This window comes from Rhodobacteraceae bacterium M385, from assembly GCA_025141835.1.
Classification (GTDB): Bacteria; Pseudomonadota; Alphaproteobacteria; order Rhodobacterales; family Rhodobacteraceae; genus Gymnodinialimonas.
Genome location: CP081102.1, coordinates 2163259 through 2173906 on the forward strand (window position 1 = coordinate 2163259; position 10648 = coordinate 2173906).

The window sequence follows — 10648 nt, forward strand, 5'->3', positions numbered from 1 at the left end:
ATGACATTTTCGAAACTCGGCGCTTTGACGCTTTCCACCGCTATCGTAGCGACCTCCGCCTTTGCGGACGGCCACGTTGACCGTACCGGTTGGCCCGAGAACTTCACCCTTGGCACCGCCGGTCAGGGCGGAACCTACTTCGCCTATGGCTCCGGTTGGGCTAACCTTGTGGCGGACGAGCTTGGCATTTCTGGCGGCAGCGAGATCACCGGCGGCCCGATGCAGAACATGGCACTGGTTCACACTGGCGAGGCACAGTTCGGCATGACCACCATGGGTCCGGCGGCTGAATCGCTGCAAGGCACCAACCCCATCGCCCCCGGCCTACAAATGACCGGCGCCTGCGCGATGTTCCCCATGTACCAGACGCCTTTCGCGGTAACTGTTCTGGCCTCTTCCGGGATCGAAGCAATCTCTGACATCCCTGCGGGTGCACGCATCGGCTTCGGCCCTGCCGGTTCCACATCGGACACCTATTTCCCTCGTATGATGGAAACACTGGGCGTCGAGTTTGACCGCCGCAACGGCAACTGGACCGACTTGGGCGGTCAGGTACAAGACGGCCTGCTGGATGTGATTGCCTTCGCGGCCGGCGTTCCAACTCCCGCCGTGAGCCAGCTTGAAGTGCAAACAGAGATCAACTTCATTGCCTTCACTGAAGAAGAGCAAGCCACGATCATGGAAGCGTTCCCCGTATCGCCTTTCACGATCCCCGCGGGCACCTATGAGACTCTGACCGAAGATGCGCAGTCGGTTTCGATGTGGAACTTTGCCATCGCCAACTGCGAACTGCCCGAAAGCTTCGTATACGCCGTCGTAGACATCGTCATGTCCGACAACGAGCGGATGCAGGCGATCCACGGAGCAGCCCGCTCCACGCTGCCCGAGAACTGGGACAAGAACAACGTCCTGAACTGGCACCCCGGCGCGGCCCGTTGGTTCATGGAAAACGCGGGCGCTGATATCCCTGCGGACATGATCCACGGCGGCTAATCGGCTTGGGGCGGGCCTTTTCTGGGCCTGCCCCTCTCCCCCGGACAATTTTTGAAAAATCTCTGGCCACCTCGGCCGTATCCGAACCGGTTTGCAGCACATCTGATCGGCGCACCACTGCGCGGGCATTGCCTTTGCGCCCGCTCTCTTTCCGCAATTTTTCTCCGCGCGCGATCATCCGCAGCGCAGCCCGCCAATCCCACAGCCCCCAATCCCACAGCCTCAAGGGACAGCCCATGACCGACCAAGCAGCGACAGACCAAGTAGATGGCCCGATCATCGCCGACGGCGTGGACGAGGAACCGGTAGAAAGCAATCGCCGCTTGTTCGAGGGCCGCGCGTTCCTGTTTGTAGGGATCTTGTCTGTGCTCTATGCGGGCTTCCACATGGCGGCCCTGAACGGCCTGTCGATTTCCGCGATGACCGGGGTCGATCTGGCGTTTCTGCCACAATTCCCGATGGAGACCTGGAACTTTCGCATCGCCCATATCGCAGGCGCCCTGACCTTGGGGTTCCTGCTGTTCTCCGCCCATACCTTCGGCCCGGATTCCGCGACAGACCGCTCGACAAGAGGCATCTCACTGGTTGCCGCTCTCTTCGCGCTTCCGGCGCTCTATGCCGCCTATACGGTCCTCGGGTTCATCGGCCAAATCAACGGCGGAGAGCTGCCACAGATGGGTGGCCTGACCACTTGGGCCGCCTTCCCCGGCACCGATATCTACAACGCCGAGGTCTACCACTTCGGCCTGCCCCTTCTCATCGCCACAGGGGGGGGCATCGCCCTTGGCTGGGTTGAGCGTCAGGGCCGTGGCTCCTTCGCCGCCTCGGACATCGTGCTGGCGCTCTGCGCGCTGATTGTCGCGCTCTACCTGATCCCGATCTATTCCACCGCCGCGCGTAACGCTGTCGGCACCTCCTTCGTGCCCATCGGTGTGGCCTTCGCCGCCACCGCAGGGGCTGCAATGATCCTGGAACTGACTCGCCGCGTCGCCGGTTTGGCCCTTGTCATCATCACCGGGGTCTTTCTTGCCTACACCTTCACGGCGCATCTATTGCCGGGCATCTTGGCGGTGCAAAACCCCTACGACTGGCAACGCTTCTTCGGCTTCGTCTATACGGACGCAGGCATCCTTGGGCCCACGACGGCGGTGTCCTCCACCTACATCATTCTGTTTATCATCTTTGCCGCCTTCCTTCAGGCCTCCAAGGTGGGCGATTACTTCGTAAACTTCGCTTTTGCCGCGGCGGGCCGTGCCCGTGGGGGGCCTGCGAAAGTGGCAATCTTCGCTTCGGGCCTGATGGGTATGATCAACGGCACATCGGCGGGCAACGTGGTGGCCACCGGATCCCTCACCATCCCGCTGATGAAGAAAGTGGGCTACCACAAGAAAACCGCCGGCGCCGTGGAAGCAGCCGCCTCCACCGGTGGGCAGATCATGCCCCCGATCATGGGCGCGGGCGCCTTCATCATGGCCGAGATCACCGGCATCCCCTACCAAGACATCGCCATCGCGGCGCTGATCCCCGCCGTGCTCTACTTCGCGTCGATCTACTTCATGGTGGATTTTGAGGCCGCCAAACTGGGTATGCGTGGGATGCGCGAGGACGAGCTGCCAAAGTTCCGCGAGATGGCCAAAAAGGTCTTCCTGTTCCTGCCAATCGTGATCCTGATTGCCGCGCTGTTCATGGGCTATTCGGTGATCCGAGCAGGCACTTTGGCCACGGTTGCCGCCGTCGTCGTGTCCTGGGCCGCGCCCGAGCACTTCTTGCCGCGCGGCGGCTGGTCCTTACAACGGCTCTTCGTGCTCGCGATTGCGGCGATGACGATCATCCTTACCGTCGTCTGGATCGTCACGCCCGCCCCGGCGCCGGGGGCCGATCAAAGCGCACTGATGACGAACCTCGCGCTGATTACCGGCCTGATCATTGTGGCCAGCTTCATCTACATCTCGGTGCAGGAGATGGCGAACCCCGACAGTACACTGGGCCTCGGCCTGAAAGGCATGTTGCGCGGGCTCGAGATCGCAGGCGTCATGTCGATCCAGATCATCGCCGTTTGCGCCTGTGCGGGCATCATCGTTGGCGTGATCTCCCTCACCGGTGTGGGCGCGCGCTTCTCTTCGGTCCTGCTTGACCTTGCCGGCGTCAGCCAACTTCTGGCCCTGTTCTTCGCCATGTGCATCGCCATCCTTCTGGGCATGGGCATGCCAACCACGGCGGCCTACGCGGTGGCCGCAAGTGTTGTGGCGCCGGGCCTCGTGTCCCTTGGCATCCCGCAACTGACGGCGCATTTCTTCGTCTTCTACTTCGCCGTCGTCTCTGCCATCACGCCGCCTGTCGCGCTGGCCTCCTATGCTGCCGCTGGCATTTCCGGCGCCAACCCTATGGAAACAAGCGTCGCCAGCTTCAAGATCGGCATCGCCGCCTTCATCGTGCCGTTCATGTTCTTCTACAACGGCAACCTGCTGATGCAGGGCCCTGCCGTGGAAGTCGCCGGCGAAATGATGCACCAGGCCCCCGCTTGGTATAACATTCTGCGCGCGGGGATCACGGCGATCCTGGGCATCTTCCTGCTCACCTCGGGCATCCAAGGCTGGTTCTTGGGCAACCGCCCCGTGTGGTTCCTGCGTGTGGGCCTGATCCTCGCCGCCCTCCTGCTGATCGCAGGCGGCTGGACCACCGACATCGCTGGCATCGCAACCGCGGTGGCAATCTTCCTGATCCAACGCCTCTTCAACCCCACCGCAAACGCTGCCATCCCGGTCCGCGGTGCCGACTAAGCCCCTTCACCTTTTCTTAAATATCGAAAAACTGCACGACGCCCCCTACCAAGCGGGGCGTCGATCTATGTAAACAGTCCCATGATCACACTTCACCAATCCCCGACCGATCCCGCTTTCGTGCAGAACCCCTACCCGTTCTACGCCCGCGCCCGCGCCCATGGCCCCCTGTTCCATTGGCATGACTACGCCATGCCCTGCACCACCACGCACGCGGCCACCAACGCCATCCTGCGCGATCGTCGCTTTGGCCGTGAGCCTGTGGAAGCCCTGCCCATCCCCGAGCATCTTCAGCCCTTCTACGATGTCGAAGCCCACTCCATGCTGGAGCTGGAGCCGCCCCGCCACACCCGCCTGCGCGGCCTCGTGCTGCGTGCCTTCACCAACCGCCGGATCAAGGAACTGGCGCCCGAGATCACTCAGCTCACCCACGACCTGATCGACGCCTTTCCCACCGGCGACCACGACCTGCTCGAAACTTTCGCCCGGCCACTTCCCGTCACCATCATCGCCCGCCTCCTTGGCGTGCCGGAGGATATGGCCCCAGACCTGCTGCGCTGGTCCAACGCCATGGTGATGATGTATCAGGCGGGCCGCACTCGCGCCGACGAGGACGTCGCCGTTACGGCGACGGAGGAGTTTGTCGCCTTCATGCGAGACTACGTTGAGCGTAAGCGCCAGGACCCCCAGGATGATCTGATCACCGCGCTGATCGCTGCCGAAGAAGACGGCGAGAAACTCTCGACTGACGAGCTGATCACCACCTGTATCCTGCTGCTGAACGCGGGCCATGAGGCGACGGTCCATTCCATCGGCAATGGCATGAAGCTCTGCCTCGAAGATGGCCACCGCCCCCCCGCCGATCCCGCGAAATTCACCGAGGAACTGCTGCGCATTGATCCGCCGCTGCATATGTTTACCCGCACCGCCTATGAGGACGTCGAGGTTCACGGCCACACCTTCCAACGCGGCGATCAAGTGGCGCTTCTGCTCGGGGCGGCCAACCGTGACCCAGAGCTCTACCCCGATCCCGATACCTTCCTGCCGGACCGCTCTGGCCCCGCGCAACTGGCCTTCGGCGCGGGTCTGCATTTCTGCGTCGGCGCACCTCTGGCCCGGCTCGAGCTGCAAATCGCCTTGCCGCTTCTATTCCAACGTTGCCCCAACCTGGCCCTGACCGGCGCGCCACGATACGCGGATATCTATCACTTCCATGGCCTCGATGCGCTGATGGTGCGCACATAATGGGCAATTCCATCGTCTTCACCCTGCGCGGCCCTTGGCGCATCCCGATCCAGTTCGACATCAGCCTTCTGTTGCTTGCTGTCCTGTTCGGGATGCTCTTCATGGATCGCGGCATCACCGCCGCCGCCATCGGCTTTTCGATGATCGTGGTGGCGATCTTGCTCCATGAACTGGGTCATGCCGCCGCCTGTGTGGCCCAAGGCATCCCCGTCACCCGCATCGTCCTTTTTGGCGGCGGGGGGTTCTGTGAATACCACGCCCGTGTCAGCCCCCGCCAGACCGAGTTCATCGCCGTCGCGGGACCCCTTGTGAACCTCGCGCTGTGGGCCATCATCACCCTGATCGTCCCCCTCACGATTACAGAGCCCACACCGGTCAACATCAATGGCACCTTCATTACCCCACCACAGGCCACATCCGAGCTGACCCGCAACCTCGGCTTTTTCGCGCAACTCAACCTGTTCCTCGCCCTGTTCAACCTGCTCCCGATCCTGCCGTTAGACGGCGGGCGGCTGCTGCATTCCTGGCTGCATCGCTACGTCCGCGCGGTCACCGCCAACAAGATCACCGGGGCCGTGGGCGTTGTCTTCTCGATCCTGTGGATACCGCTGATGTTCGCCGCCTACTTCACCTTTGGTTTCATCCTGCTGTTCTTCCCCAGCCTGATGCAAAGCTGGCGGATGATGCGCAGTGGGCAAGAGTTTTACTGATCCCCGTCCGCCGCCGCCCGTTCCGCCACTGCCCAAAACAGGGCGAGCGTCATCACCGCAACCAAGACGGCCATTAACCCTTTCACCACGCCCGCCCCCACAAGAGGGATCAGGAATTGAGGGCCGGACGTGCCTCCTCCCCGATTTGACAGGGTGAGATGTGCAACAAGGCCCAAAGCCTCCGCCACAACCGAAAAAACCAAGGCCACAGCAATCCAAAGGGCGCTCAGGCCCAAAAGCCGCCCGCCGATCTCGGCGCTTTGGCGCCACGCGGTGCGCAGGGCCAGGTTTCGACCTGCCCGGACCTCCACCGCGGCGGCGGCCAGCCGGAACAGGACGTAGAGCGCCGCGCAGTTGCTCAACACCTCTAACGCCAGCTCAAGGACGAAGCCCCCTTCCCCGCTAAGGTCGAGCCCCCCCAACAACAAAGCATCAAGGCCCGAGATGACAACGCAAACGCCCAATAAGATCAGAAAGCGCCCATAGGCCTGCCACCCGATCCAAATCCGCGTTTGGGTGCCGTCGCTAGCCCCCCAGATACCCACAGCCCATGGGCCCGCAAGGATCAGCCAGCCCCCGAAAAACACGGCGGCAAACTCTGGACTTCCCAACAGCCAAAGGGCGTGCTGGAGCACAACAGGATCGCCACCACCGGTCAATGCAAAGGCGGTAACCATCTGGATCACGACGAAAGGCAGCGCCAAGGGAAGTGCAACAAGCCCCCCGACGACTAGGGCCGCCTGCCAGCGGATCACCCATGCCGCAAGGGCCGCCTTGCAGATCGCGCCGATCATCTATTCCGCCGCTTGGCTCCGCGCGGTCAGCATCGGCCCCAAATACCGGCCCGTATGGCTCTCGGCCACTTTGGCTACCTGTTCGGGCGTACCTTTAGCCACGATCTGACCACCGCCATCGCCGCCCTCGGGGCCGATGTCGATGATGTGGTCGGCGGTCTTGATGACATCAAGGTTATGCTCAATCACCACGACCGAGTTCCCCTGATCCACCAATTCATGTAACACTTCCAACAGCTTACGAACGTCTTCAAAGTGCAAGCCCGTGGTCGGCTCATCCAGAATATACAGCGTCCGCCCTGTCGATTGTTTTGCCAACTCCTTGGAAAGCTTCACCCGCTGCGCCTCGCCGCCCGACAACGTCGTGGCCTGCTGACCCACCTTGATGTAGCCAAGGCCCACCCGCATGAGCGCGTCCATTTTGGTGCGAATGGAGGGGACCGCCTTGAAGAACTCCTGCGCGTCTTCCACCGTCATGTTCAGCACATCGGCGATGCTTTGCCCCTTGAACCGGATTTCCAGCGTTTCGCGGTTGTAACGCTGCCCCCGGCAGGTTTCGCATTCCACGTAGACATCTGGCAGGAAGTGCATCTCGATCTTGATAAGGCCGTCGCCCTGACAAGCCTCACACCGGCCGCCTTTGACGTTGAAACTGAACCGACCCGGCTTGTAGCCGCGCGCCTTGGATTCCGGCAGTCCCGCGAACCAATCGCGGATCGGCGTGAAGGCGCCTGTATATGTGGCGGGGTTGGACCGAGGCGTGCGCCCGATGGCGCGCTGGTCGATGTCGATCACCTTATCAAGGTGTTCCAGCCCTTTGATCGTTTCGCATGGCGCCGGCGTCTGCCGCGCGCCGTTCAGCTTCATCGAGGCGGTCTTGAACAGCGTCTCGATCGTTAACGTGGATTTGCCGCCCCCTGACACGCCTGTGACACAGACAAACTGCCCCAGAGGGAAATCAGCAGTGACGTTTTGCAGGTTGTTCCCGGTGGCCTTCACCACCTGAAGCTTCTTCTTGTTACCCTTGCGCCGCTTGGCGGGCACGGCGATTTCACGACGCCCCGCCAGATAATCCCCGGTAATCGACTTGGGGTTGGCGATAAGATCCGCCGGAGAGCCCTCGCCCACCACCTGCCCACCGTGCACCCCCGCGCCGGGGCCAATGTCGAAGACGTAGTCCGCCTCGCGGATCGCCTCTTCATCATGTTCCACAACGATCACGGTATTGCCCTGATCGCGCAGGTTCTTCAGCGTCGTCAGCAGCCGGTCATTGTCGCGCTGATGCAACCCGATGGAGGGTTCATCAAGCACGTAAAGCACGCCCGTCAGGCCGCTGCCGATCTGGCTGGCAAGGCGGATACGCTGCGCTTCCCCGCCCGAAAGGGTGCCCGCATTGCGCGACAGGGTCAGGTATTGGAGACCGACATTGTTAAGAAAGCCCAAACGCTCACGGATTTCCTTCAAGATCGCGCGGGCGACCTCGTTTTTCTGCTTCGTCAGGCTTTCGGGCACGGTTTCGCACCATGCGAAGGCCTCGGAAATCGACATTTGCACCACTTGGCCCACGTGAAGGCCCGCGATTTTCACCGCAAGCGCCTCGGGGCGCAGACGGTAGCCGCCGCAGTCGCCGCAGGGGCGGTTGTTCTGGAACCGCTCGAATTCTTCCCTGATCCACGCGCTATCGGTCTCGCGGTAGCGGCGTTCCATATTGGGGATGACCCCTTCAAACGTGCGCTCGACTTGGTAAACGCGACCGCCTTCGTCGTAGCGGAACTGGATTTCTTCCTCGCCCGATCCGCGCAGAAAAACCTGCTGAATTTCCGGGACGAGGTCTTTCCATTTTGTCTTGGCGTCAAATCCGTAATGTTTGGCGATGGCCTCGATCGTTTGCACGAAATAGGGGGATTTTCCCTTACGCCACGGAGCGATAGCGCCATCTTCAAGGGACAGTGCCTTGTCGGGAACCATCAGACCTTCGTCGAAGAACAACTCCATCCCCAAGCCGTCGCACGACGGGCAAGCGCCGAAGGGCGCGTTGAAGGAAAAAAGGCGCGGCTCGATTTCGGGGATGGTGAATCCGCTGACAGGACAGGCGAATTTCTCGCTGAAGGTGAAACGTTGCGGCTCCTCCCTGTCGCCCTCTTGGGGCGACTGGTCCTCGCCGCTTCGCTGTGCCAGTTCCAGCACCGCGATCCCGTCGGCCAGATCCAGCGCCGTGCGGAAGCTGTCGGCCAACCGTGTTTCCGTGCCTTCGCGCACCACGATCCGGTCCACGACAACATCAATGTCGTGGCGGAATTTCTTGTCGAGGGTGGGCGGCTCGTCCAATTCGTAAAAGGCACCGTCGACTTTAACCCTTTGAAAACCTTGCTTGCGTAGTTCTAGGAATTCCTTGCGGTATTCGCCTTTGCGGTCGCGCACGATGGGGGCGAGCAGATAGGCGCGTGTGCCTTCTTCCATCGCCATGACGCGGTCGACCATGTCTTGCACCTGTTGGGCCTCAATCGGCAGGCCGGTGGCGGGGCTGAAGGGCGTGCCCGCACGGGCGAAAAGCAAGCGCAGATAGTCGTAGATCTCAGTAACTGTGCCCACGGTCGAACGGGGATTCTTGGAGGTTGTCTTCTGCTCGATCGAGATCGCGGGGCTAAGGCCGCTGATGTGATCGACGTCAGGTTTCTCCATCATATCAAGGAATTGACGCGCGTAGGCGGAGAGGCTTTCGACGTATCGACGCTGTCCCTCGGCGTAGATCGTATCGAATGCGATGGAGGATTTGCCCGAGCCGGAAAGACCCGTAATCACCACCAGCTTGTCGCGGGGAATATCTAGGTCGATGTTCTTGAGGTTATGTTCGCGTGCCCCGCGCACCTCGATGTTCTTCAATTCGGCCATGTCCGCCCCCGGTTAACTGTCCGGTAACACATAGGCGTTAGCTTCTGAGTCTCCAACAGAAAAAGAGGAACAAATTAGGAACGGGCAGCTCGATACGCAAGGAAGGTGACAGCTGCCGCCACGATACAGACGCCAATGGCCACGGGAAGGTAGGCCGCAGACCCAAGGGCTGCCAGAACCGGCGTGCCGGTGAACGTCCCGATGTTGCCCAGTTGCGCAAGGGCACCGTTAGACAGGGCGCGGTCGTCGTCGGCCTCGTTCAGCCAAGGGACAGCCGCAAACCCCGCGCCTGCGGTGACGCCGCTGCACAACATGGCGAGGGTCAAGATATAGGGCGCCGCAGCGCCCCCCAGTAGCGTGAGCGAGAATAGCAGCGCCATCGCCGCGAAGGTCGCGGGCACAAGGGTTCCGGGCGTGAACCAGCGGATTAACACGCCAGCGAGCAAAGACCCGAGAATGCCCGCAAGCGGAAGGATCGGGGCAAGCCAGAGCGCACCAAGGGCCAACGGAAGGAAGGTCACGAGCGCCAGAAACAGCATCGCGTAAATGCCGTGGCCCAATGCGGGCGCGAAAAGGCGGGGGGTAGTGTAAATCGTCAGGTGATCGGACAAGCGGGGCAATGGGCGGCGCACGACCACCACACCGCGTGGCAACATGAGGGCTAGAATGCAAAACATCAGGCCCGCAAATGCCGCGTGGCCGCCGTAGGCCAGCACCAGATTATCGCCCATCAGCAGGGCCGCGACTGAGAAACCGACGCCAAAGAACGTGGCCCAAAGGCCCATCACCAACCCTCGGTCCTTAGGGGCGGCAAGACGCGCCATCAATGTGGGCACGGCCACGACCAGCACCAGATGCCCTGCGCCCTCGATGACACGCAGCGCCATAAAGGCTTGGAATGGCGGCAAAAAGGCCTCGGCCGCGCCGACAACTGCCGAACCCGCCAAAGCCATCAGGATGGCGCGGCGTGGGCCGATGCTGGCGGTGATCCCCCCCGCCATGACCCCAAAAAGGATGCCGATGACCGCCACGCCGGACACCGCAAAGGCGACGGGCCAGCCGGGATAGGCCTCGGCCAAGGCCGTCAATGTCAGGGAGATTTTGGAAAACTGCATCCCCGCGATCAACCCGGTCAGATATAATGCTGCGATCAGCGGCCAGGGGGTGCGGGTCTCGGAAAGGTTCATGGGCCTTGCATCTTCCGATTTCGCGCCGCCGTCAAGCAAACGCGGCG

At 61.8% G+C, this 10648-nt stretch carries 7 protein-coding genes; 4 read left to right on the forward strand and 3 right to left on the reverse strand.

Features of this window, described 5'->3' with window-relative positions; all coding sequences use genetic code 11:
* The 4 genes from K3728_10600 to K3728_10615 all read left to right on the forward strand — a co-directional run bounded on the left by K3728_10600 (position 1) and on the right by K3728_10615 (position 5728).
* A complete protein-coding gene (locus K3728_10600; GenBank protein ID UWQ94182.1) occupies positions 1 to 993 on the forward strand; it encodes a TAXI family TRAP transporter solute-binding subunit in 993 nt (330 codons plus the stop codon).
* 236 nt (positions 994 to 1229) lie between these two features.
* On the forward strand, positions 1230 to 3773 hold the full coding sequence (locus K3728_10605; protein UWQ94183.1) for a TRAP transporter fused permease subunit: 2544 nt from the start codon (positions 1230 to 1232) through the stop codon (positions 3771 to 3773).
* A gap of 81 nt (positions 3774 to 3854) precedes the next feature.
* Positions 3855 to 5018 carry a cytochrome P450 gene (locus tag K3728_10610; GenBank protein ID UWQ94184.1) on the forward strand — a complete coding sequence of 388 codons (1164 nt, stop codon included), beginning with the start codon at positions 3855 to 3857 and terminating at the stop codon, positions 5016 to 5018.
* A complete protein-coding gene (locus tag K3728_10615; GenBank protein ID UWQ94185.1) occupies positions 5018 to 5728 on the forward strand; it encodes a site-2 protease family protein in 711 nt (236 codons plus the stop codon). Before K3728_10610 ends, K3728_10615 begins: the two co-directional genes overlap by 1 nt.
* Here the strand turns inward: K3728_10615 and K3728_10620 are convergent.
* From K3728_10620 to K3728_10630, 3 genes are all read right to left on the reverse strand, one after another.
* Complete coding sequence (locus K3728_10620; protein UWQ94186.1) at positions 5722 to 6522, reverse strand: hypothetical protein; 801 nt, start codon at positions 6520 to 6522, stop codon at positions 5722 to 5724. The genes K3728_10615 and K3728_10620 overlap by 7 nt on opposite strands.
* Positions 6523 to 9414, reverse strand: a complete 2892-nt coding sequence (gene uvrA, locus K3728_10625; protein ID UWQ94187.1) for an excinuclease ABC subunit UvrA — start codon at positions 9412 to 9414, stop codon at positions 6523 to 6525.
* Between the two features lie 74 nt (positions 9415 to 9488).
* On the reverse strand, positions 9489 to 10601 hold the full coding sequence (locus tag K3728_10630) for an MFS transporter (protein UWQ94188.1): 1113 nt from the start codon (positions 10599 to 10601) through the stop codon (positions 9489 to 9491).
* Between the last annotated feature and the right edge of the window lie 47 nt (positions 10602 to 10648).

Excerpts from the sequence above, each read along its gene's own strand:
- K3728_10600 (UWQ94182.1), top strand. The coding sequence starts at position 1 with ATGACATTTTCGAAACTCGGCGCTTTGACGCTTTCCACCGCTATCGTA.
- K3728_10605 (UWQ94183.1), top strand. The coding sequence starts at position 1,230 with ATGACCGACCAAGCAGCGACAGACCAAGTAGATGGCCCGATCATCGCC.
- K3728_10610 (UWQ94184.1), top strand. The coding sequence starts at position 3,855 with ATGATCACACTTCACCAATCCCCGACCGATCCCGCTTTCGTGCAGAAC.
- K3728_10615 (UWQ94185.1), top strand. The coding sequence starts at position 5,018 with ATGGGCAATTCCATCGTCTTCACCCTGCGCGGCCCTTGGCGCATCCCG.
- K3728_10620 (UWQ94186.1), bottom strand. The coding sequence starts at position 6,522 with ATGATCGGCGCGATCTGCAAGGCGGCCCTTGCGGCATGGGTGATCCGC.
- uvrA (UWQ94187.1), bottom strand. The coding sequence starts at position 9,414 with ATGGCCGAATTGAAGAACATCGAGGTGCGCGGGGCACGCGAACATAAC.
- K3728_10630 (UWQ94188.1), bottom strand. The coding sequence starts at position 10,601 with ATGAACCTTTCCGAGACCCGCACCCCCTGGCCGCTGATCGCAGCATTA.